This is a genomic window from Streptomyces sp. NPDC059002, from assembly GCF_042740435.1.
In the GTDB taxonomy this organism is placed as follows: domain Bacteria; phylum Actinomycetota; class Actinomycetes; order Streptomycetales; family Streptomycetaceae; genus Streptomyces.
This window is the reverse complement of sequence record NZ_JBHYJI010000012.1, coordinates 16239-38336: the sequence shown is the minus strand read 5'-3', so window position 1 is coordinate 38336 and position 22098 is coordinate 16239. Positions and strand designations below refer to the sequence as shown.

Sequence of the window (22098 nt, the reverse complement as noted above, 5' to 3'; positions counted from 1 at the left end):
CGCAGGCGCGACGAGGGGAGCAGGACGTGGGCGGGACGACGCTGGCGAAGGCCGTCGAGCAGGGCGGCGCCGAGGCCGTCGGGACGGCCGACGACACACCCCCCGAACGGGGCACGGCACAGCTGCCGCCGCCCCCGGCCCCCGGACCGACGGCCCACGGGCTCAGCCCCCGCCGCGTCCGGATGGTCTTCGTCGGGCTGATGCTCGCCCTGCTGCTCGCCGCCCTGGAGCAGATGATCGTCGCCACCGCGCTCCCGAAGATCGTCGGCGAGCTGCACGGCCTGGACAAGATGTCCTGGGCGATCACCGCGTACCTGCTGACCTCCACTGTCGGACTGCCCATCTACGGCAAGCTCGGCGACCTCTTCGGACGCAAGGGCGTCTTCCAGTTCGCGATCGTCATCTTCGTCATCGGCTCGGCGCTCGCTGGCTGGTCACGGACGATGGACCAGCTCATCGCCTTCCGCGCCCTCCAGGGGGTCGGCGCGGGCGGCCTCATGATCGGCGTGCAGGCGATCATCGCCGACATCGTGCCGCCCCGGCAGCGCGGCCGCTACATGGGCCTCATCGGCGCCGCCTTCGGCCTCGCCTCCGTCGCGGGACCGCTGCTCGGCGGCTTCTTCACCGACCACGCGTCCTGGCGCTGGTGCTTCTACTTCAACGTGCCCTTCGGCCTGGTGACGCTGGTCGTCGTCACCCTGGTCCTCAAACTGCCCAAGCCCGCGGCTCGGGGCAGGCTCGACGTCCTGGGCGCCCTGCTGCTCGCCGCCGCCTCCACCTGCCTGGTGCTGCTCACCAGTTGGGGCGGCACGAAGTACGCGTGGGACGACCGCGTCATCCTGGGGCTCGGCGCCGGTGCCGCCGTGGCGAGCGTGCTGTTCCTCGTCGCCGAGCGCTTCGCGGCAGAACCGATCATCCCGCTGCGCCTGTTCCGTGATCCGGTCTTCAACATCACCGGTCTTGTAGGCATGGTCATCGGAATCGCCCTCTTCGGAGCGGCCAGTTATCTGCCGACGTTCCTTCAGATGGTCGACGGGGCGAGCGCCACCGAGTCCGGACTCCTGATGCTGCCGATGATGGGCGGCATCGTCGGCGCCTCGATCGTCTCCGGCCAGCTCATCAGCCACACCGGCCGCTACAAGGTCTACCCGGTCCTCGGCGGCGCCCTGTCCGTCGTCGGCATGTGGCTGCTCTCGCGCCTCGAAGTCGACACGTCTCGGCTGCAGTACAGCATCTGGATGGCCGTGCTCGGCGCCGGCATCGGCCTGGTCATGCCGGTCCTGGTGCTCGCCGTGCAGAACGCGGTCCGCCCCGCCGACCTGGGCACCGCCACCAGCGCCAACAACTACTTCCGGCAGATCGGCGGCAGCGTGGGCGCCGCGATCTTCGGCACGCTCTTCGCCGACCGGCTCACCGACGCGCTCGCCGACCGCATCCCCGCGGACGCGGGGGCGGCCCTGCCCGACGCCGAGTCCATCACCCCGCAGCTCGTCCACGGGCTGCCCGCGCCGCTGCGCGAGGGCTACATCCTGGCCTACGCCGACGCGATGCCGCGGATCTTCCTCTACCTGGTGCCGGTGCTCGTCCTCGGCATGCTGATCGCCTTCTTCCTCAAGGAGACCCCCCTGTTGTCCAGCGCCGCTCCCCACAACGCGCCCGCCGCGGAACCCGCGCCCATTCCCCAGGCCCGTACGACGACGTATGCCGCCGGGGTCCCGGTGTGCGGCACCGTGCAGCACCCCGACGGCACCGTGGTGCCCCGCGCGGCCCTCACCCTCATCGACGTCGCCGGGCAGCAGATCGGCCGCGGCGCGAGCGGCGAGGACGGGCGGTACGCCCTGTCGACGCCCGGATCGGGCTCGTTCGTGCTGATCGCGGCCGCCGGCGGGCACCAGCCGCAGGCCGTCACCGTCACCGTCGGCGAGCGCCCCGTCGATCTCGACGTGGTCCTCGGCGGCGCGGGCCGCCTCGCGGGCACCGTCGTCACCGCCGACGGAACGCCCGTCAGGGACGCCGCCGTCACCCTCACCGACGTCCGGGGGGAGGTCGTCGCCACCACCCGCAGCGGGCGCGAAGGCGGCTATGTGATCACGGAGTTGGTGGCGGGCGAGTACACCCTCGCGGCGAGCGCCCCGGCCTTCCGCCCGGCCGCGCTGCCCGTCACCGTGCAGGCGTCGCGCGAGACCCGGCAGGACGTCGAGCTTGCGGGCGGTGCCGTGCTGCGCGGCACCGTGCGGGCCAGCGGCGGGCGGCCCGTGGAGGACGCGCGCGTGACGCTGCTCGACGCGGCGGGCAATGTCGTCGACACCCTGACCACCGGGGCGGACGGCACCTTCCGCTTCGTCGACCTGTCGTCCGGCGAGTACACCGTCATCGCGGCGGGCTACCCGCCGGTCGCCACGGTCCTCCAGGTCGCGGGCGGCGGGCGTACCGAGCGGGATCTCCAGCTGGGGCACGAGGACTGAGCGAGGCGGGGCCGCCGTGGCTCGCGGGCCTGCCGCGGGGGGCGTGCGCCGGAGGCTCTGCCCGCGGCGAATTCGCGTATTGCGCCGCACGGCAACCTGCCCCGGTCGTACGGTGGTTGGTGGCGGCTCAGATCTTGCGCTGCCACGGGAAGGGGCAAGGGCCATGGAAGAAGGCACTCCGCGCAGCGGGCCGGTGGCGCAACGTGCCATGGCCGGACGCATCCCCCTGGCCGTGGTCGTCGTCGACGGCGGCGGCCTCGTCTCCCACTGGAGCACCGGTGCACGGCGCCTGTTCGGGTACACCAAGGAGGACGCCGTCGGGCGCCCCGTCGGCGACCTGCTGCCCGTGCACGGCGCGATCCCCGAGGGCCCCGCGCTCTACGGCGCGTACGACGGACTCGGCCCCGACCTGGAGACCTCCCTCGACGGGCGCATCTCCTACCCGGCGGCGGGGCGCGCCCGGCTCAGCGAACCGGGGAGCGGTCCGGACCGCCGCCTGGACGTGCTGTGGTGGGCGTATCCGCTGGTCGGCCCGGGGCCCGAGCGGCTGCTCGTGCTCGCCGCCGACGCCGCGGCGCTGACCGGGGCCGGTGGCGACCGGGACGGGCGGGGCGCCCAGACCGAGCGCATCGCCCCCGGGTTCGCCCTGCACACGGACTTCCCCGGCGCGGAGGAGCTGGCGGACCGGCTGCCCGAGATCCTGCCCAGCATGAGCGTCGGCGAGAGTTCCCGCATCGTCGCGCAGGTCCTCGAACTGGGCTATCCCGTCCTGGAGTTCAGCCAGCACGACCGGGTGCCCGTCACCCCCGACTGGGGCGTGGCCCGGCGCGCCGAGCGCAAGGAGCGCAGGGAGCGTGCCGAGCGGGCCGCGGCGCACGGGCTGCCCGCCGCCGCGGACCCGGCCGACGACGAGGGCGAGGACCTGGAGTACGCCGCCGTCCGCGAGCGTCTGGAGTTCCTCAACGAGGTCAGCGGGCGCATCGGCTCCTCGCTCGATCTGTCGCGGACGATCGTGGAGGTCAGCAAGGCCGTCGTGCCGCGCTTCACGGATGTCGCGGGCACCTATCTGCGTGAACAGGTCGTCGCGGGCGAGGGGTTCCCCGACGGGCCGCCGGACGAGACCACGATGTGGCACCGGGTCGCCGTGGAGCACACGGACGAGCCGGGCCGCTGGGACGACGTCGTGCCGGTCGGCGAGTCCATGCCGTTCCCCGCGCACACGCCGTTCTTCCAGTGCATGACGTCGGGCGACCCGGTGCTCGTGCCGCGCATCACCGAGGAGATGGGCAATGCCATCGCCTCCCAGTTCGAGAAGCGCGACATCCGCCCGCTGATCAACCACCGCTCGATGCTCGTCGTACCGCTCAAGGCGCGCAATGTGGTGCTCGGCTTCATGATCCTGCTCCGTCACCAGGAGCGGCCCGTCTTCAACGACATGGACCGCGTCACCGGCGCCGAACTGGCCGCCCGCGCGGGCCTCGTGCTCGACAACGCCCGCATGTACACGTACCAGGAGAGCGTCGCCGACACCCTCCAGGACAGCATGCTGCCGCACATCGAGCCCCGCATGCCCGGCTGCGACATCGCGACCCGCTATCTGCCGGGCACCCTGCTCGGCCGGGTCGGCGGCGACTGGTTCGACTCCGTGAAGCTGCCGGGATCGAGGACCGCGCTGGTCGTCGGCGACGTGATGGGCCACGGCCTGAACTCGGCCGCGATGATGGGCCAGTTGCGGACCGCCGTGCAGACGATGGCCGCCCTCGACCTGCCGCCCGAGCAGCTCCTGCGCAACCTCGACGACCTCGCCCAGCGGCTCGGCGAGCACTATCTCGCGACCTGTCTGTACGCGGTCTACGACCCGATCGCGGGCGAGCTGAGCCTCGCCAACGCCGGACACATCCCGCCCGTCCTGGTGCGCGCCGTCGACGGCCGCAGCGAACTCCTCGACCTGCCGACGGGCGCGCCCATAGGCGTGGGCGGCGTGCCCTTCGAGTCCGTACGGCTGCCGGTCGCGCCCGGCGACCGCCTGCTGATGTGCACCGACGGACTCGTCGAGGTCCGCGGCGAGGACATCGGCGTCGGCCTCGCCACGCTCACCGAGTCCGCCGCGCACCCCGCCGCGTCCATGGACGACGCCTGCGACACGATCATCCGGGCGCTCAACACCCGCGGCGGGCGCAAGGACGACGTGGCGCTCCTGATGGCCCGGCTCAACGGCATCGCGGCCCACGACGTCGCGCACTGGCGGCTCGCCACCGACCCCAGCGAGGTGAGCAGGGCCCGCGAACTGGTCCGCGAGCAGCTGGAGGCCTGGTCCCTGAGCGCCCTGGGCGACACCGTCGAGCTGCTCGTCAGCGAGCTGGTCACCAATGCCGTACGCCATTCCAGCAGTACGCGGCTCGGGCTGCGCCTCGTCAGGTCGGGGGCGCTGATGTGCGAGGTCGAGGACGACGACCACACGCTGCCGACGCTCCTGAGCGCGGGCGGCGGCGACGAGTTCGGGCGCGGCCTGCGGGTCGTCAGCGCACTCGCCAAGGAGTGGGGCACGAGCCGTACGAACGCGGGGAAGACCGTCTGGTGCGAACTGGCCCTGCCCCGCCGGTAGCCGTGCGGGGCGGGCGCGCACGGCGCGCGCCCGGGGGAGCGGGTCGAACGGGCCGTGAAGGATTGCGCGGGTGGCTTGTCCACGTGCCCCGGGCGCGGTAGACCGATCTCGCCGCCTGCTTCGGCGGCTCTCGTCGCACCCTGGGGAGCTGGGCATGAGCGTCACGAGTAGGTACCGGGAGGCTTGGGAGGCGTTCTGGCGCGACGCGTCCGAGGAGGAGGGCGCCGTCTTCTGGGACGCCGAGCCCGCCCTCACCGTGGGACTGCATCTCGCCCTCTTCGAACCGCACGTGGCCGCCGTCGGCCTGCCCGTCGTCGATGTGGGCTGCGGCAACGGCACCCAGACCCGCTTCCTCGCCGACCGCTTCCCGCGGGTCCTCGGCATCGACCTGTCGGCGGCCGCCATCGACCACGCCCGGCGCGCGGACCCGGCGGGCCAGGCCGACTTCCGGCAGCTCGACGCGGTCGAGAAGGGCGAGGCGCAGCAGCTGCACGCGGAGGTCGGCGACGTGAACGTCTATATGCGGGGCGTCCTGCACCAGTGCGAGCCGGACGACCGGCAGGCGCTGGTCGACGGCATCGCGACGCTGGTGGGGGAGCGCGGCAGAGCCTTCGTCGTCGAACTGTCCGAGGCGGCCAAGCCGATCCTGATGGGCCTGGCGCAGAGCCCCGACGGCCCGCCGCCGAAGCTCGCACCGGTCTTCGCGCACGGCCTCGCACCGGCCGAGGTTGTCGACGACGCGGTGCGGGAGTACGTCGCGGCGGCGGGCCTGACCGTCCTCGCCGAGGGGAAACTCCCGCTGATCACCACCGAGTTCACGCCGGACGGCACGCGCATCGAGCTGCCGTCGAGGTGGCTGGTGCTGGGCCGCGGACCGTCCTGAGCCGCATGCACGAGGCCCGGGCGGTGGAGCGGGCCGTCACCCCGCGGCGACCGCCGAGGCGGACAGGAGCGTCGCCGCGGTGAGGCTGCCCCACAGGGCGGCCGGGCCGTGCGGGGCGAGAGCGGTGATGACCGCGGGCGACACGGCGAGGCCGAAGCCCGTGGAGAGCTGGAAGCGGGCGAGGGTACGGCCCAGGACATGGGCCGGGGCGAGGGCGGTGACGAGCGCGGTGGCGCTGCCCGCATAGATGATCTCGCCGATCGTGCACACCACGGACACCGCGGCGACGGCGGGGGCGCCCCAGCCGTGCCCCAGCGAAGTGGCCGCGAGGAAGCCGAGATAGGACACGGCGAGGACCACCCCGGCGAGGGCGAGCACGGTCCGCCGGGGGAAGCGGGACAGCGAGACCGTGACCGGCACCTGGAGGGCGACCACGAGCACCGTGTTGGCCACGAAGATGGCCGCCGACCACACCGGAGAGGCGTCCAGCTGTGTCACCAGGATCAACGGGAGCGCGATTTCGGGGATGTTGAGGCAGAAGACGTAGATCACGTTGGCGGCGAGGAGCGCGCGCATGCGGGGCGCGGGTTCCGTGTCGCCCGGGTCGTCGGCGGGGGTGGTGGCCGCACGCGCGCGCAGCCGGACCGACCACGCGAGGGCCGCCGCGGCGAGATAGGCGAGCCCGGTGACGGCGGCCAGCGCCTGCAGCGCGGTGGCGCCGCCCGCCAGGCACGCGGTGGCGAGGAGCGCGCCCACGCCCAGGCTCGCGTTGCGCAGGGCGCGGCCTCCCGCGAGGGCGGCGTCGCGTTCCCGGCCGTGGGAGACCGTGGCCACGACGGCCGCGTGGGCGGCGGGCCAGGCCTGGTTGCCGATGCCCTGGAAGAGCACCGCCGCGGTGAACAGGCGGATGTCGCCCGTCGGCGTGGCGAGCAGCAGCGCCACACCGAGCACCCGCACCAGCATCGACGCCGCCACGACCGTGCTGCGTGCGCCCCGGTCGAGCCAGCGGCCCACCGCGGGCATGCACACCAGGCCCGCGACGATGCCGGCCGTCATGGCGATGCCGGTGGCCGGGGCGGACAGCTTGAGGACCGTCACTCCGTACAGCAGCAGGAAGGGCCGCAGCAGGCCGGTGCCGAGCGCGTCCACGGCCAGGGCGACGGCATAGCGGGGGCCGCCGGACGCCCGGACGAGGGCGCGGGGCTCGATCTTGGTGGTGGTTGCCATGCCGGAAACGGTGCGCGCGCCGGCCGCACGGCCCGCGTCGATTGACGGACACCGTCAATCGACGACATCGGGCACCGACCGGCCGGAGAAGATGGAGGGATGACGCTGCGCATCGACATCAGTGGCCTGCCGCCCGAGCGGCTGCGGTTCGCCGCGTCCCCGCTGGCCGAGCTGACCGCGATGCTGCATGTGCTGGCCGAGCCGGGACACCATCCGCAGTGCGCCGACTGGGTCGGGGACGTCCGGGCCGGGCTGCGGCCCGAACTGGCCGAGCGGCTGGGGGAGTCGGAGTTCCTCTGGCGCTCCTCGCAGGCCGACTTCCTGCTCCCCGCCCGGCCCAGGGCCACGCTCGCCGAAGAGCTGGACGACGTGGACCGGATCGACGACGAGACGTATGTGACCGCCGCGCTCGTCACCACCTGCGGCGGCAGCCGGCTCCGCCTCGGCGCGCCGTCGCCGCTCACCGACACGCACGCGCGCGAGCGGGCCCTCGACCTGGCGCAGGCCCGCGGCGCACGGCAGGAGGCCTTCGCGGAACGGCTGCTCGCGGACCCGGCCACGGTGCGGGCACGGGTGCGCCACACCCTCGAACAGTGCGCCGACGCCTTCTTCGACGCCGCCTGGACGGGTGTCGCCGTGCAGCTCGCCACCGATCTGCGCCTGAAGAACGACCTGTTGAGGCGCCAGGGCATCGGGGCGGCCCTCGCGTCGGTCTCCGGCGCGGTCACCCTGGCACCGGACGGCGACTTCATCGTCGTGGACAAGCTGCAGGACAAGGCGACCTCGGCCCACGGCACCGGGGTCACCTTCATCCCCAGCGTCTTCGGCCGCCCGCACCTGGTGGCGGTCCACGCGCCGGGGTGGCAGCCGGTGGTGCAGTACCCGGTGGCCGAGCCCGGCCCGGCCGAGCCGGTGCCGCTGGAGACGGTCACGCTGCGCCTCGAGGCCCTCACCCATCCCGTACGGCTGCGTCTCCTGCGCACCCTGGCCCGTGGCCCGCACACCACCAGGGAGCTGGCCCACACCTGGGAGCTCTCGCCCCCTGAGGTCTCCCGCCATCTCGCGGTCCTGCGCCGCGCGGGCCTGCTCACGCCCGAGCGGCACGGCCGTTACGTCCGGTACAGCCTCAATCTGCCCGAACTGACCGTGCTGGGCACCGACTTGCTGGCGGCGGTGCTGCGCTGACCGGTGGGCGCGGACGAGTTCTGTCGGAAGCGTTGACGCAGCCGGGGCACCCTTCTAGCTTCTACGCGTCGTACTTCGTACGTCATATATGAGACGCGATACGTGATACGCGATGCCTGATACGCGCTACGTGAGACCCGAGGGTGCCGCCGGTGAGTTCGGGGTCTCCAAGACACCCGTGCGCGAAGCCCTCAAGACCCTGGCGGGCACCGGGCTCGTCGCGATGAGCCAGTACAAGGGCGCCGCGGTGCGCACCGTGGACGCGGCCATGGCACGCGAGGTCTACGACGTACGGCTGCTCCTGGAGCCCGAGGCGCTGCGCCGCACCGTCCGGCGCGGCGCGGCGCTCGACGCCGCGCGCGACGCGCTGGAGCGGGCCGACGCCGCCGAGGACGCCGCCGAACGCTCCCTGGCCAACCGGGAGTTCCACCGCACGCTCTCCTCCGCCTGCGGCAACCCGCTCCTCGGCCGCCTCCTCGACTAGGTGCGGGACCAGGCCGCGCTCGTCTCCGCCGTCGCCTGGGCGGCCGACCCCTCGTGGCACCGCGAGGCCGCCGAGCACCGGGAGATCCTGCGGTTCGCCCTCGCCGGGGACGCGGACGGCGCCGCCGACGCACTGCACCGCCACATCGCGTCGTTCGTGCGGCGCGCCTTTCCCGCCGAGGAGGGCCTCACTGGTCCTGCGGCGCGATCGGCAGCTGCCGCTTGTGCTCGGTGAGGCGGTAGCGGCGCACGATCGCCTGGAAGGCCGGCTCGCTCACCGGCTTGCCCTCCAGGAAGTCGTCGATCTCGTCGTACGTCACGCCGAGCGCGTCCTCGTCCGGCTTGCCCGGGTCCAGCGTCTCCAGGTCGGCCGTCGGCGTCTTCCACACCAGCTCGGCCGGGGCGCCGAGCGCCTCGCCGACCGCGCGCACCCGGCGCTTGGTGAGCCCCGTCAGCGGTACGACGTCGGCCGCGCCGTCGCCGAACTTCGTGAAGAACCCCGACACCGCCTCCGCCGCGTGGTCGGTGCCCACGACCAGGCCGTCCTGCGCGCCCGCGACCGCGTACTGCGCGATCATCCGCTGCCGGGCCTTGATGTTGCCCTGCACGAAGTCCTGGTGGTGGGCGTCCCTGAAGGTCACCCCGCCGGCCAGCGCGGCATCCAGCGCGGCGTCGCTCGCGGACTTCACGTCCACGGTCAGGACCCGGTCGGCCGCGATGAAGTCCAGGGCGAGCTGGGCGTCCTTCTCGTCGGCCTGGACGCCGTAGGGCAGCCGCATCGCGTAGAAGGTGGCGTCGTGCCCTGCCGTGCGGGCCCGCTCCACCGCGAGCTGGCACAGCCGCCCCGCGGTCGTGGAGTCCACCCCGCCGCTGATGCCGAGCACCAGCGACCGCAGCCCCGTCGAGGTCAGCCGCTCGGCGAGGAAGGCGACCCGCCGCTCGATCTCCCGCTGCGGGTCGAAGCTCGCGGACACCTGGAGATCCCGGGCGATCTCCTGCTGCAGGTCGGTGGACGCCGGGTCGGTCACGGCTGCTCCTCGTGGTCGGTCGTGATGGTGAGCACTCCCGACTCTATGCGGCGCGCGAACCGGGCCGTGGAGGGGATCCCGGATCACGTGCCCGCCCGGTCGTCCGGAGTCGGCGACGGGCCGCGCCGTGCGAGTTAGGCTTACCTAACTCGCGCGGTCGCCGTGAGGTGCCGCGCACGGTCAGGAGCGGAAGGGGAACGACTGTGACGAACGGCGAAACCCGAGTGGTGGAGAACGGGGACCGCATGCACGTGGCCCGTCTCATCTACGGAAGCGTGGTGGGCCAGACCCTGCGCGCGGCCATCCGCCTCAAGGTGGTCGAGCTGATCGGCGACAAGGAGCGGGGCGCCGCGGAGGTGGCCGCGGAGGCCGGGGCGCAACCCCAGGCCATGACCCGCCTGCTGCGCGCCCTGACGAGCCTCGGCCTCCTTGAGGAGCGCGCCCCCGCCACCTTCGCGGTGACGTCCGCGGGCGCCCTGCTCGACCAGGGACGCCCCGACTCGGTGGCGTCCCTGGTGACCATGTTCACCGAGCCGACCATGCTGCGCGCCTGGGAGCACCTGGACGATGCCGTACGCACCGGCGAGAGCACCTTCGAGCGGGTCTTCGGCACCGACTTCTTCGGCTATCTCAGGCAGCACCCGGACCAGTCCGCGCTGTTCAACTCGGCGATGAGCCAGGGCGTGCGGCCCACCGCGGCGGCGCTGCCCGGCGCCTTCGACTTCAGCAGGTTCACCGCGGTCACCGACATCGGGGGCGGCGACGGCACCGTGCTCGCCGAGGTGCTCCGCGAGCACGGGACCCTGACGGGCACCGTCTACGACACGGAGGAGGGCCTGGCCCAGGCCCCGGCGACCCTGGAGCGGCACGGGCTCACGGAGCGCTGTTCGCTCGTCGTCGGGGACTTCTTCCGGTCGGCACCCGAGGGTGCCGACCTCTACATGATGAAGAGCATCGTGCACGACTGGTCGGACGAGCAGGTGGTCACCATCCTCGGCCACGTCCGCGAGGTGCTGCCGCCCGGCGGCCGGGTGCTGATCGTGGAGCCGGTGCTGCCCGAGGCCGTCGACCCGGAGACGGCCGGGCTGATCTATCTGACGGATCTCAACATGCTGGTGAACCTGGGCGGCAGGGAGCGCACCCGGGCGGACTTCGAGGACGTCTGCGGCCGGGCCGGTCTCTCCGTCGTGGCCGTGACACCGCTCGGCGCGCCCAACCCGTTCTCCCTCATCGAGGCCGAGGCCGCCTGACGGAGGGTCCCGCCGATCCCGGGGCCTGTCCGGTACGCCGGGCCGGACAGGCCCTAGCGGCCCGCCTTGCGTTTGTTCCAGACGTCGAAGCCGACCGCGGCGAGGAGCACCAGGCCCTTGATGACCTGCTGGTAGTCCGTGCCGATGCCGACCAGGGACATGCCGTTGTTGAGGACGCCGAGGACGAGGCCGCCGATGACGGCGCCCATGACCGTGCCGACGCCGCCGCTCATCGAGGCGCCGCCGATGAACGAGGCGGCGATCGCCTCGAGTTCGAAGTTGAGACCGGCCTGCGGGGTGCCCGCGTTGAGCCGCGCCGCGTACACGCAGCCCGCGAGCGCCGCGAGGACGCCCATGTTCACGAAGACCAGGAAGGTGACGCGCTTGTCCTTGACGCCGGAGAGCTTCGCCGCCGCCTTGTTGCCGCCGAGGGCGTACACATGGCGGCCGATGACGGCGTTGCGCATCACGTAGCCGAGCCCGATGAGCAGCCCGCACATGATGAGCATGACCACCGGCACGCCGTGGAAGCTGGCGAGGGTGAGGGTGAAGGCCACCACGGCCGCCGTCGTCGCCACGCACTTCGCCGCCCACAGGCCCGTCGGCAGCACGTCCAGTTCGTACGCCAACTGCCGCCTGCGGTCCCGGACTTCACGGAAGAGGAGGAAGGTGACGGCGAGCAGCCCGAGGACGAGCGTCGGGTTGTGGTACTGGGTGTAGGGGCCCATCTCCGGGATGAAGCCCTTGGCGATGTTCTGGAACCCGTCGGGGAACGGCGCGAGCGACTGGCCCTCCAGGACGATCTGCGTGAGACCCCGGAAGAGCAGCATCCCCGCGAGCGTCACGATGAAGGAGGGGATGCCGACGTAGGCGATGAAGAAGCCCTGCCACGCGCCCGCGACCGCGCCGATCAGCAGGGAGAGGACCAGGGCGAGCACCCACGGCATGTCGTGCTTGACCATCATCACCGCCGACATGGCGCCCACGAAGGCGACCAGGGAGCCGACGGACAGGTCGATGTGCCCGGCGATGATGACGATCATCATGCCGATGGCCAGGATGAGGATGTAGCCGTTCTGCTGGATCAGGTTGGAGACGTTGTTCGGCAGGAGCAGCGTGCCGTCGGTCCAGATCTGGAAGAGCACGACGATGGACGCGAGGGCGATGAGCATGCCGTACTGGCGCATGTTGGCGCGCACGCTCCGCAGGAGCAGCGCCCCGGCCGACCGCGGGGCGTCCTGTGGTGTCGCGGACGCGTCCCGGGAGGCGCCCGGGGGAGTGGTCGTGGTGGTCATGGCGGGCCTCAGCTCCCGGAGCTTGTGGTGGTGGTCATATGGCGCATCAGGACTTCCTGGGTGGCCTCCGCGCGCGTGACCTCACCGGTCAGGCGGCCCTCGGCCATCGTGTAGATCCGGTCGCACATCCCGAGCAGTTCAGGGAGTTCGGAGGAGATGAAGAGGACCGCCCTGCCCTGCGCGGCGAGCCTGTCGATCACCGTGTAGATCTCGTACTTGGCGCCCACGTCGATGCCGCGGGTCGGCTCGTCGAGGATCAGCACCTCGGGGTCGGCGTGGATCCACTTGCTCAGGACGACCTTCTGCTGATTGCCGCCGGAGAGCCTGCCCACCTCCTCGAAGACGGTGGGCGCCTTGATGTTCATCGACGTCCGGTAGCGCTCGGCGACCGCGCGCTCGTGGTGCTCGTCGACGACTCCGCGGCGCCGCATGCCGGGCAGCGAGGCCAGGGAGATGTTGCGGTTGATGGTGTCGATGAGGTTGAGGCCGTACTGCTTGCGGTCCTCGGTGACGTACGCGATCCCGGCGTCGATCGCCGCGGGCACCGTCCGCGTGCTCACGGTGCGGCCGTTGACCGCGACCTCACCGGCGACGTACTGCCCGTACGAGCGGCCGAAGACGGACATCGCGAGCTCGGTGCGGCCCGCGCCCATCAGGCCCGCGACGCCGACGATCTCGCCGCGCCGCACGGTGACCGACACGTCGTCGACGACCGTGCGCCGGTGGTCGACGGGGTGGCGCACCGTCCAGCCGCGGACGTCCAGGGCGGGCCCGTCCTCGCCCTCGTAGGGCGTGCGGTCGGGGAAGCGGTGGTCGAGGTCGCGGCCGACCATGCCGCGGATGATGCGGTCCTCCGACAGCTCGGCGGCCGCGTCCGGGTCCGGGGCCCCGGTGGCCGTCCTCCGGACGGGCGCGGCGCGGACCGTCAGGGTTTCGATGGTCCGCCCGTCGCGCAGGACGGTCACCGCGTCCGTGATCTGCCGGATCTCGTTCAGCTTGTGGGAGATGATGATGCAGGCGATGCCCTGCTCGCGCAGTTCCACGATGAGGTCGAGCAGCTTCGCGCTGTCCTCGTCGTTGAGCGCGGCCGTCGGCTCGTCGAGGATGAGCAGCTTCACCTCCTTCGACAGGGCCTTGGCGATCTCCACCAGCTGCTGCTTGCCCACGCCGATGCCGGCGACCGGCGTCTGCGGCTTCTCGCGCAGGCCGACCCGCTTCAGGAGCGCGCTCGCCCTGCGCAGGGTGTCGTTCCAGTCGATGAAGCCGCGGGCGGCCTGTTCATTGCCGAGGAAGATGTTCTCCGCGATCGACAAGTGGGGGACGAGCGCCAGCTCCTGATGGATGATCACGATGCCGTGGCGTTCGCTGGCGCGGATGTCCTTGAAGGCCGTCGGCGCACCCTCGAAGCGGATCTCGCCTGCGTAACTGCCGTGCGGATGAACGCCGCTGAGGACCTTCATCAGCGTCGACTTGCCCGCGCCGTTCTCCCCGCAGATCGCGTGGATCTCCCCGGCCCGCACCGTCAGCCGCACGTCGGAGAGCGCCGTGACGCCGGGGAACGTCTTGGTGATCCCGCGCATCTCCAGTATCGGCGCGCTCACTTGAGCTGCCCCGCGCTGAAGTAGCCCTCGTCCACGAGGAGTCGGGTGTTCTTCCTGTCGACGCTGACCGGCTTGAGGAGGAAGGACGGCACGGTCCGCTCGCCGTTGTTGTAGTCCGTGGTGTTGTTGACCTGGACCTTCTTGCCCGTCAGGACCGCGTCGCCCATCTTCACCGTCTGCGCGGCGAGCTTGCGGGTGTCCTTGAACACGGTCTGCGTCTGTTCGCCCCGGATGATCGACTTCACCGACGCCAGCTCGGCGTCCTGCCCGGTGATGACCGGCAGCGGCTCGCTCCCGGTGCCGTAACCCGCGCTCTTGAGGGCCGAGATGATGCCGATGGAGATCCCGTCGTACGGCGAGAGGACCGCGTCGACGCGCCGGTCGCCGTAGCTCTTGCTGATCAGGTCGTCCATGCGTTTCTGCGCGGTGCCGCCGTCCCAGCGCAGGGTGGTGGCCTGGTTCATCCGGGTCTGCTTGCTGCCGACGACGAGCTGGCCGCTGTCCAGGTAGGGCCGGAGCACCTTCATGGCGCCGTTCCAGAAGTACTTGGTGTTGTTGTCGTCGGGGGAGCCCGCGAACAGCTCGATGGTGTACGTGTCACCGGAGTCCTTGTCCGGCTCGCCGAGCTTCAGCTTGTCGACGATGTACTGGCCCTGCAGACGGCCGACGCGTTCGTTGTCGAAGGACGCGTAGTAGTCGACGTTCTTCGTGCCGAGGATGAGACGGTCGTACGAGATCACGGGGATGCCCGCGTCGTGCGCCCGCTTCAGTACGTCGGTGAGCGCGGAGCCGTCGATCGCCGCGACCACCAGGAGCCGGTGCCCCTTGGTGATCATGTTCTCCAGCTGGGCGACCTGGTTCTCGACCTTGTCGTCGCCGTACTGCAGATCGGTCGCGTATCCGGCCTTCTTGAACTGCGACGCCATGTTCTTTCCGTCGGCGATCCACCGCTCGGACGCCTTGGTCGGCATCGCGAGGCCGATGGTGCCGCCCTTGCCGCCGTCCGGTTGGTAGCGGCTGCTGCCCTTGGCCTCCTGGCCGCAGGCGGCGAGCGAGCCGAGCAGGGCCGCGGTGGCGAGGGCGGCGGTGATGCGGGTGCGCATGGGGTCAACTCCCTTCGGGGAAGCGGTTCAGGACGCCCGGCAGCCGCGCGCCGAGCGGTGACATCCCGGCGTCGGCGCCGTGCCGGGCCAGCAGGTCGAGGGCGAGCCGGCCGCGGCGCACGCGCTCACGGGCGGTGTCGAGGGCCAGATCGCGCAGCTGTGTGCCGTACGGGTAGATGCCGGGCGCCTTCGCGAGCCCGAACTTCAGGTACAGCGGCGCCCCGCGCCGGATCAGCTCGGCGATCTCGTACATCCGGATGTAGCCGCCGAGGTCGTCGGGCGCCTCGACGTACATGTCCATCGGAGCGCCCGACACCCGCCGGATCTCGGTGAGATGAGCGGGCGTCAGATCGCTCGGCACGTTCAGCGAGTCCGCGCCGAGCCGTTCGTACACCGCGTACGCGGCCGGATTGACCGGACCGATCAGGGCCGACACCTTCAGGGTCGTGTCGGCGGGCACGAGCCCGATGCTCCGCGCCCGGTGCAGCGTCCACAGCACGCCCTCGTCGGCGACGAGCAGACACTTCACGCCCAACTCCGTGGCACGCAGGGCGTCTTCGACGCATCCGGCGACGGCGTCGTGCCCCCGGGCGCGCAGCCCCGCGCCGCGCGATTCGGTGCGCACCGATGCGCCGGTGTCCCAGGTGCCGCGCGGCCCGGTGAACAGGCAGAGCTCGATGTCCCGTTCGGCGGTGGACTCCACCATCTCGGTGATCTCGGCGTCGGTCAGCATCCAGACGCCGCTGCCCTGGCTGACGCGGTGGATCGGCACATCGAGCCGCGACGACTCCTTGAGCACCACGGCGAGCGCCTCGGGCCCTTCGACCGAGGGGATCTCGGTACGCCAGGTGCCACCGTCGGGAAAGGTGTGCGGGGAGGCGTCGGCGGGATCGGGGGCGGCCCCGGAGAGCCCGAGGACGCCGAGCGCGGGCTCGCCGGGCTGCCGGGCCGAAGAGGGAAAGACGTCGTTCACAACAGTCCTTTACGTTCGATATCTCGGACAAGGTTCGATTCACGGAGCACACAGGGGCGGCGACACAGCGGCGGCACAGGCGGTATTCAGGGGCGCGGGGCTGTCACATGTGCGGCTCCGCCGCGTGGGCGCACCCCGCCGCATCCGACCCGCACCCGAAGAGCTCAGGGCCGAAGCAGCACCTTCCCGGTACCGGACCCCCCGCCCCCGACAAGAGAAACCGCCTCCCCGAACCGCTCAAGCGGAAACTCATGCGTGATCAACGGAGCCGGATCCAGCAGCCCGAGACCGAAGGCCCGCACCGCGTCCGACCAGTCCGCGGACGACGCCCCGAAGACGGACCGCACCTCCAGCTGACTCAGGGAGAGATGGACCGGATCGATCCCCACGGCCCCCTCCGTGAACATCCCGGTGAGCACGACCCGCCCGCCCCTGCGGGCGAGCAGACACGACGACGCGGCGGTGGTCGGCGCCCCCGCGGTCTCCACGACCAGGTCGAAGCGCCCGTGCACGGACTCCGCTTCGGCGGGCGACAAGGCGGCGGTGGCCCCGAACTCCCTGGCCTGCGCGCCCCGCGCCCCGCGGGGATCGACCACGACCAGCTCGCCGGGACCGGAAGCCGAGAGCAGCTGCACGGCGAGCAGCCCGAGCGTCCCCGCGCCGACCACGGCGATCCGCTCACCGGCCCTGGCCCGGCCCGCCCGCACCGCCGCGGCGATCACGGCGGACGGTTCGAGGAGCGCGGCGGCCCGCAGATCGGCACCGGCACGCAGCGGGTGCAACAGGCGTGCGGGCACGACGACATGATCGGCGAAGGCGCCGGGCTCGGTGAACCCGGTCTCCGCGTACCCGCCGGTGCACAGGCTGGTCTCCCCGTACCGGCACCGCTCGCAGATCCCGCACGCCCGGAACCCCTCGGCGACGGTGCCGCGTCCGACGAGGCCGGGGTCGACCCCCGCGCCGACCGCCGCCACGGTCCCGGCCCACTCGTGCCCGGGGGTGAGGGGGTAGCGGACGTACGCGGCATCACGGCGGCCGTCGTACACCTCGCGGTCGCTCAGGCAGATCCCGGCGGCGGCCACCTCGACGAGGACCTCGCCGGGGCCGGGCACGGGGATGTCCCGGGTGACCAGGCGGTGCGTGCCGGGCCGGTCGAGGACGACGGCGCGGCTGCTCATGTGCCCGACCCGTCAGGGGAGCGCTTCTCCCAGCCCTCGGCCCACAGGTCGAACCGCGCCTGCTGCTGCGGGAATTCGGCCGCCGCGTCGACGTCAAGGTCGACGCCGAGGCCCGGCGCGTGGGACAGCTCGAAGCAGCCCGTCTCCGGATCGACCCGCGGGGCGCCCTTGACGACCTTCTTGATGTCGGCGTCCGCGAAGTCGTTGAAGTGTTCGAGGATCTTGAAGTTTGGTGCGGTGAACCCGACTTGGAGCGACGCCGCGGTCAGTACGGGGCCGCCCACGTTGTGCGGGGCGACCAGCATGTAGTGCGTCTCCGCGGTGGCCGCGAGTTTCCGTGTCTCCCAGATGCCGCCGATGTGGCCGACGTCGGGCTGCAGGATGTCGGCGGCCTGGCTCTCGAACAGCTCGCGGAACTCGATCCGGTCGTGGATCCGTTCGCCCGTGGCCACGGGCATGTCCACCTTCGCCGCGACCTTCGCCAGGGCCTTGAGGTTCTCCGGCGGCACCGGCTCCTCCAGCCACGCGGGCCGGAACGGCGCGAGGTCGCGGGCGAGCCGGATCGCCGTGGCGGGCGAGAAGCGGCCGTGCATCTCCAGCATCAGCTCGGCGTCGGGCCCGATCGCGTCGCGTACCGCCTCGATCAACGACACGGCGTACAGGCTCTGTTGGTGGTCCAGCTCGAAGTGGCCCGTGCCGAACGGGTCGATCTTCAGCGCGCGGTAGCCGCGCGCCATGACGCCCCGCGCGGCCTCGTGATACGCCTCCGGGGTGCGCTCGGTGGTGTACCAGCCGTTCGCGTACGCCTTCACGCGGTCGGTGACCTTGCCGCCGAGCAGCTGCCAGACGGGCACGCCGAGCGCCTTGCCCTTGATGTCCCAGCAGGCCGTCTCGATGACGGCGATGCCCGACATGACGATCTCGCCGGCCCGGCCGTAGTCGCCGTACTTCATCCTGCGCACGAGATCCTCGATCGCGAACGGATCGGATCCGGCGATGTGGTGGGCCTCGGCCTCTCGGAGGTAGCCGATGAGCGCGTCGGTGCGGCCGAGCATGCGGGTCTCGCCGATGCCGGTCAGGCCCTCGTCGGTGTGCACCTGGACGTAGGTGAGATTGCGCCAGGGCGTGCCGACCACGTGCGTGCTGATTCCCGTAATGCGCAAGGCAGTTGCCCCTTGACTTGTTCGGTATTTCGTCACACGTTCGAAATGGTGGCGTGACGGTATTCACGGTGGCCGGAACCTGTCAATGGGTCGCGCAGGACGGGTCGGGGCCCGGCTGTCCGGGCTCCGGAGGCCATTGCGTCGCGAACTGCCCCGCGCCTACCCTGTGTTCGTCATACCGATCAGCGGCCGAGATTCCGGACGCGCAGGATGGGAGGCCGACTCATGGGACGACTGGTGCCCGCGGTGACCAGGTCGCTGGACATACTCGAACTGTTCCTGGAGGGCGACGGGACGTTCTCCGCGCCCGAGGTCACCCGCAGGCTGCAACTGCCGCGCACCACCGTGCATGAGCTGCTCACCACCCTGGCCGCCCGTTCGTACCTCGTCCAGATCCCCGACCAGCCGGGCCGCTACCGCCTCGGCGTGCGCACCTACCAGCTCGGCAGCAGGTACGCCGAGCAGCTCGACCTCGCCGCCGAGGGCCGGCAGGTCGCCCGCGAGGTCGCGGAGACCTGCGACGAGACCGTCCACGTCGCGATCCTCGAGGACACCGACGTCATCTACATCGCCAAGGTCGACTCCACGCACGCCGTGCGCATGGTCTCGGCGACCGGCCGCCGACTGCCCGCGCACTGCACGTCCGTCGGCAAGATGCTGCTCGCCTCGCTGCCCCCGCACGAACTCGAAACCCGGGTCAGGGGGCGGGAGTTCACTGCGATGACCCCCGACAGCATCACCGACCCCGAGGAGCTGCTCACGGCGCTCGCCGCGATCCGTGAGCGCGGTGTCGCGGTCGAGCACCGGGAGTCCAACCCGGACGTCAGCTGCGTGGCCGCCCCGGTGAGGGACGGCACGGGCCGGGTCGTCGCCGCGCTCTCCATCTCCGTACCGATGATCCGCTGGAGCGAGGAGCGCGAGGGCGACCTTGCCGAGCTCGCCGCCAAGGGTGCCGCCGATCTGTCGCTGCGCCTCGGCCACCGGGGCGCGTGATGCGCCGCGCGTACGAGGTGGCGGTGCGCGCGGCCGCCGCGCTGGGCGAGGGGCCCACCTGGGACCCGGCCGCCGAACGCCTCATCTGGGTCGACATCCTCTCCTCCCGCGTCCACACCTACGCCCCCGGGGACGGCAGGCGCACGGTCATGGCCACCGAACAGCACGTCGGCGCCGCCAAGCCCCGCGCGGGCGGCGGCCTCGTGGTCAACCTCCGCGACGGCATCGGCCTGTACGGCCCCGAGGGTTCGTCCTTCGCCTGGCTGGTGCACGACCCGGTGCCCGGCCGGCGCGGCAACGACGCGGCCGTCGCCCCCGACGGCGCGCTCTGGGCGGGCACGATGCGCTACGACGAGGCGCCGGGCGGCGGCGGCCTCACCCGGATCGCCCCCGACGGCACCGTCACCGAACAGCCCGGCGAGGTGGCCGTCAGCAACGGCACGGGCTGGAGCCCGGACGGACGGCTCATGTACTACGTCGACAGCCCCACACGGCGCATCGACGTCCTCGACTACGACTCGCACACCCAACAGGCCCTGAACAGACGGGTGTTCGCGCACATCGAGGAGGGGGCGGGCTTCCCCGACGGCCTCACGGTCGACGCGGCGGGCTGTGTGTGGGTCGCGCTCTGGGACGGCGCGGCGGTCCGCCGCTACACCCCGCAAGGACGGCTCGACCGCGCCCTCGCACTCCCCGTCCGCCGCCCCACCGCCTGCGCCTTCGGCGGTGTCGGCCTGCGGGACCTCTACATCACCACGGCCCGCACCGGCATCGACCGGCCGCATCCCCTCTCGGGGTCGGTCCTGGTCGTGCCGGACGCGGGCCGTGGCCTGCCGGGCACCGCCTTCGCGGGCTGAGCTCAGCCCTTGGCGGCCAGCTCCCGCAGGTACTTTCCGAACTTCTCCAGGCCGTCGATGTTGCGCGGCCCGCTGATGCCCTCGTTGTAGTCGAGGACGAAGAAGTTGTTCTTCTTGACGGCGGGCAGCTCCCTGGTGTGCGGGGACTTCTTCAGGAACTCGATCTTCTCCTTCGCGGGCTTGTCGCCGTAGTCGAAGATGATGACGACCTCGGGCTCCGCCTTGGCGACGGCCTCCCAGTTCACCTGCGTCCAGCGCTCGTCGAGCCCGTCGAAGATGTTCCTGCCGCCCGCCGCCTTGATGATGTCGTTGGGCGGGACCTGGCTGCCCGCCGTGAACGGCTGGTCCGTGCCGGAGTCGTAGAGGAAGACCGGCACCGGCCTGCCGCCCTTGGGCGCCTTCTCCTTGACGGCGGCCACGCGCTTCTTCAGGCCGCCGACGACCCGGTCGGCCTTCTTCTCGACCTTGAAGATCTTCCCGAGCCGTTCCAGGTCGCTGTAGAGCGCGTTGAACGGGGTGACCTTCTGCGGGAATCCGGGGTAGTTGAAGCAGCTCTCCGTGTGCATGAAGCTCTGGATGCCGAGCTTGTCCAGGATCTTCGGCGTGATGCCGCGCTGGTCGCTGAAGCCGGAGTTCCAGCCCGCGACGACGAAGTCGGACTTGGCCTGGACGACGAGTTCCTTGTTGAGCAGATCGTCGCCGAGCATCTTCACCTTGGCGTACTCCGAAGCCCAAGGGGACTCGCTCACGGGCGGGTTGGCGGGCGGCATCACATAACCGTGCACGTGCTGGGTGAGGCCCAGGCTGAAGAGCTTGTCGGCGCTGCCGCCCTCGTAGGCCACCGCGCGCTCGGGCACCTTGTACGCGACGTCCTCGCCGCAGCGTTTCACGGTGGTCGTCCCTGCGCCCTTGGCGTCGGTGTCGGACGCGATGTCGGCGCCGCAGCCGCTCAGGGCCAAGGTGGCCGCGAGCGCGGAGCCCAGGGCGATGGATCGGGTGTGGGACATGAGGATTCGGTGCCTTTCAGAGGGAGTTCACAGGGTGGGGGTGCAGGGCGTAGAGGAGCTGCGGGTCGCCCGTCAGCGGGTGCGGGACGACGGTGGCCTTCACCCCGAACACCTCCGCGACCAGCTCCTCGGTGAGGACCTCCGCGGGCGTCCCCGACGCGACGAGCCGCCCCTGGGACAGCACGCAGAGCCGGTCGCAGGCGGCCGCCGCGAGATTGAGGTCGTGCAGCACGACCAGGACGGTGGGCCCGGCCCCGCGCAGCTGGGAGAGGACCTCGATCTGGTGGCGTACGTCGAGGTGGTTGGTCGGCTCGTCGAGCACCAGGATCTCCGGCTCCTGGACGAGGGCCCGGGCGAGCAGCACGCGCTGACGCTCACCGCCGGACAGGGTCAGGACGCCGCGCCGCGCCAGGTGGCGGATGCCGAGCCGCTCCATCGCCCGTGCGCACAGGGCCCGTTCCCGCGCGTCGAGCGCCTGGTTGCCGCGCTGGTGCGGGGCCCGGCCGAGCGCGACGACCTCCTCGACCGTGAAGTCCAGTTCGACGGCGCCGTCCTGCGTCATGGCGGCGACGAGCCGCGCGCCGTGGCGCATGGGGAGCGCGCGGAGGTCGTCGCCGCCGACCCGGACGGTGCCCGACGTCGGCCGCAGCGCGCGGTACACGCAGCGCAGCGCGGTGGACTTGCCGCTGCCGTTCGGGCCGACCAGGCCCACCACCTCGCCGTCGCGCACCTCGAGCGACAGGTCGCGCACGAGGCTCCTGCCGTCGATGTCGACGCCGAGCCCCTCGATACGGAGATCCAT

17 protein-coding genes and 1 pseudogene are annotated in these 22098 nt (G+C 71.9%); 8 read left to right on the top strand and 10 right to left on the bottom strand.

All coding sequences use genetic code 11. The features are described from left to right. The first annotated feature begins 26 nt into the window (after nt 1-26). The 3 genes from ACFWZ2_RS13770 to ACFWZ2_RS13760 all read left to right on the top strand — a co-directional run bounded on the left by ACFWZ2_RS13770 (nt 27) and on the right by ACFWZ2_RS13760 (nt 5953). Entirely contained in the window at nt 27-2465 is a 2439-nt protein-coding gene (locus ACFWZ2_RS13770; RefSeq protein WP_384545281.1) for an MFS transporter, read from the top strand. Between the two features lie 163 nt (nt 2466-2628). Continuing rightward, nucleotides 2629-5070: a SpoIIE family protein phosphatase gene (locus ACFWZ2_RS13765; RefSeq protein WP_384545280.1), complete on the top strand. Its 2442-nt coding sequence runs from the start codon at nt 2629-2631 to the stop codon at nt 5068-5070. A gap of 154 nt (nt 5071-5224) precedes the next feature. Continuing rightward, complete coding sequence (locus ACFWZ2_RS13760) at nt 5225-5953, top strand: class I SAM-dependent methyltransferase (protein WP_384545279.1); 729 nt, start codon at nt 5225-5227, stop codon at nt 5951-5953. A 36-nt stretch (nt 5954-5989) separates the two neighbouring features. Here the strand turns inward: ACFWZ2_RS13760 and ACFWZ2_RS13755 are convergent, their stop codons facing one another. After that, the gene (locus ACFWZ2_RS13755) at nt 5990-7180 is read right to left on the bottom strand and encodes an MFS transporter (protein ID WP_384545278.1); all 1191 of its coding nucleotides are present in this window, start codon (nt 7178-7180) and stop codon (nt 5990-5992) included. Between the two features lie 99 nt (nt 7181-7279). On the opposite strand from ACFWZ2_RS13755, the gene ACFWZ2_RS13750 reads away from it, so the two are divergent. Further along, entirely contained in the window at nt 7280-8365 is a 1086-nt protein-coding gene (locus tag ACFWZ2_RS13750) for a DUF5937 family protein (RefSeq protein WP_384545277.1), read from the top strand. 148 nt (nt 8366-8513) lie between these two features. Continuing rightward, a pseudogene (locus ACFWZ2_RS13745) lies at nt 8514-9083 on the top strand (GntR family transcriptional regulator); the annotation flags it as partial. On the opposite strand, the gene nadE reads toward ACFWZ2_RS13745, so the two are convergent. Next, nucleotides 9037-9876 (bottom strand): ammonia-dependent NAD(+) synthetase, encoded by an 840-nt coding sequence (gene nadE, locus ACFWZ2_RS13740; protein WP_384545276.1) that lies wholly within the window; start codon nt 9874-9876, stop codon nt 9037-9039. The pseudogene ACFWZ2_RS13745 and the gene nadE overlap by 47 nt on opposite strands. Nucleotides 9877-10079: 203 nt before the next feature. Between nadE and ACFWZ2_RS13735 the strand changes: the two genes are divergently transcribed. Then, the gene (locus ACFWZ2_RS13735; protein WP_384545275.1) at nt 10080-11126 is read left to right on the top strand and encodes a methyltransferase; all 1047 of its coding nucleotides are present in this window, start codon (nt 10080-10082) and stop codon (nt 11124-11126) included. Nucleotides 11127-11179: 53 nt separating this feature from the next. Here ACFWZ2_RS13735 and mmsB read toward each other — a convergent pair whose 3' ends face one another. The 6 genes from mmsB to ACFWZ2_RS13705 all read right to left on the bottom strand — a co-directional run bounded on the left by mmsB (nt 11180) and on the right by ACFWZ2_RS13705 (nt 18439). Beyond that, a complete protein-coding gene (gene mmsB / locus ACFWZ2_RS13730) occupies nt 11180-12421 on the bottom strand; it encodes a multiple monosaccharide ABC transporter permease (RefSeq protein ID WP_384545274.1) in 1242 nt (413 codons plus the stop codon). 8 nt (nt 12422-12429) lie between these two features. Next, complete coding sequence (mmsA, locus tag ACFWZ2_RS13725; RefSeq protein ID WP_384545273.1) at nt 12430-14022, bottom strand: multiple monosaccharide ABC transporter ATP-binding protein; 1593 nt, start codon at nt 14020-14022, stop codon at nt 12430-12432. After that, entirely contained in the window at nt 14019-15125 is a 1107-nt protein-coding gene (gene chvE / locus ACFWZ2_RS13720) for a multiple monosaccharide ABC transporter substrate-binding protein (RefSeq protein WP_384545272.1), read from the bottom strand. Before chvE ends, mmsA begins: the two co-directional genes overlap by 4 nt. A gap of 4 nt (nt 15126-15129) precedes the next feature. Then, a complete protein-coding gene (locus ACFWZ2_RS13715; protein WP_384545271.1) occupies nt 15130-16098 on the bottom strand; it encodes a hypothetical protein in 969 nt (322 codons plus the stop codon). Between the two features lie 164 nt (nt 16099-16262). Continuing rightward, nucleotides 16263-17276, bottom strand: a complete 1014-nt coding sequence (locus tag ACFWZ2_RS13710) for a zinc-binding dehydrogenase (RefSeq protein ID WP_384545270.1) — start codon at nt 17274-17276, stop codon at nt 16263-16265. Continuing rightward, on the bottom strand, nt 17273-18439 hold the full coding sequence (locus tag ACFWZ2_RS13705; RefSeq protein ID WP_384545269.1) for a mandelate racemase/muconate lactonizing enzyme family protein: 1167 nt from the start codon (nt 18437-18439) through the stop codon (nt 17273-17275). The genes ACFWZ2_RS13710 and ACFWZ2_RS13705 overlap by 4 nt, the downstream gene beginning before the upstream one ends. A gap of 225 nt (nt 18440-18664) precedes the next feature. Here ACFWZ2_RS13705 and ACFWZ2_RS13700 point away from each other — a divergent pair, with 225 nt between their 5' ends. Both ACFWZ2_RS13700 and ACFWZ2_RS13695 read left to right on the top strand, forming a co-directional pair. Continuing rightward, nucleotides 18665-19432, top strand: coding sequence for an IclR family transcriptional regulator (locus ACFWZ2_RS13700; RefSeq protein WP_384545268.1), 768 nt, complete (start codon nt 18665-18667; stop codon nt 19430-19432). Beyond that, entirely contained in the window at nt 19432-20289 is an 858-nt protein-coding gene (locus ACFWZ2_RS13695; protein WP_384545267.1) for an SMP-30/gluconolactonase/LRE family protein, read from the top strand. Before ACFWZ2_RS13700 ends, ACFWZ2_RS13695 begins: the two co-directional genes overlap by 1 nt. Nucleotides 20290-20291: 2 nt before the next feature. On the opposite strand, the gene ACFWZ2_RS13690 is transcribed toward ACFWZ2_RS13695, so the two are convergent. Together ACFWZ2_RS13690 and ACFWZ2_RS13685 are read right to left on the bottom strand one after the other, a co-directional pair. Continuing rightward, nucleotides 20292-21296, bottom strand: a complete 1005-nt coding sequence (locus ACFWZ2_RS13690; RefSeq protein WP_384545266.1) for an ABC transporter substrate-binding protein — start codon at nt 21294-21296, stop codon at nt 20292-20294. Nucleotides 21297-21312: 16 nt separating this feature from the next. Then, nucleotides 21313-22098 (bottom strand): ABC transporter ATP-binding protein, encoded by a 786-nt coding sequence (locus tag ACFWZ2_RS13685; RefSeq protein ID WP_384545265.1) that lies wholly within the window; start codon nt 22096-22098, stop codon nt 21313-21315.

Excerpts from the sequence above, each read along its gene's own strand:
- ACFWZ2_RS13765 (WP_384545280.1), top strand. The coding sequence starts at position 2,629 with ATGGAAGAAGGCACTCCGCGCAGCGGGCCGGTGGCGCAACGTGCCATG.
- ACFWZ2_RS13760 (WP_384545279.1), top strand. The coding sequence starts at position 5,225 with ATGAGCGTCACGAGTAGGTACCGGGAGGCTTGGGAGGCGTTCTGGCGC.
- ACFWZ2_RS13755 (WP_384545278.1), bottom strand. The coding sequence starts at position 7,180 with ATGGCAACCACCACCAAGATCGAGCCCCGCGCCCTCGTCCGGGCGTCC.
- ACFWZ2_RS13750 (WP_384545277.1), top strand. The coding sequence starts at position 7,280 with ATGACGCTGCGCATCGACATCAGTGGCCTGCCGCCCGAGCGGCTGCGG.
- mmsB (WP_384545274.1), bottom strand. The coding sequence starts at position 12,421 with ATGACCACCACGACCACTCCCCCGGGCGCCTCCCGGGACGCGTCCGCG.
- chvE (WP_384545272.1), bottom strand. The coding sequence starts at position 15,125 with ATGCGCACCCGCATCACCGCCGCCCTCGCCACCGCGGCCCTGCTCGGC.
- ACFWZ2_RS13710 (WP_384545270.1), bottom strand. The coding sequence starts at position 17,276 with ATGAGCAGCCGCGCCGTCGTCCTCGACCGGCCCGGCACGCACCGCCTG.
- ACFWZ2_RS13700 (WP_384545268.1), top strand. The coding sequence starts at position 18,665 with ATGGGACGACTGGTGCCCGCGGTGACCAGGTCGCTGGACATACTCGAA.
- ACFWZ2_RS13695 (WP_384545267.1), top strand. The coding sequence starts at position 19,432 with ATGCGCCGCGCGTACGAGGTGGCGGTGCGCGCGGCCGCCGCGCTGGGC.
- ACFWZ2_RS13690 (WP_384545266.1), bottom strand. The coding sequence starts at position 21,296 with ATGTCCCACACCCGATCCATCGCCCTGGGCTCCGCGCTCGCGGCCACC.
- ACFWZ2_RS13685 (WP_384545265.1), bottom strand. The coding sequence starts at position 22,098 with ATGGATCTCCGTATCGAGGGGCTCGGCGTCGACATCGACGGCAGGAGC.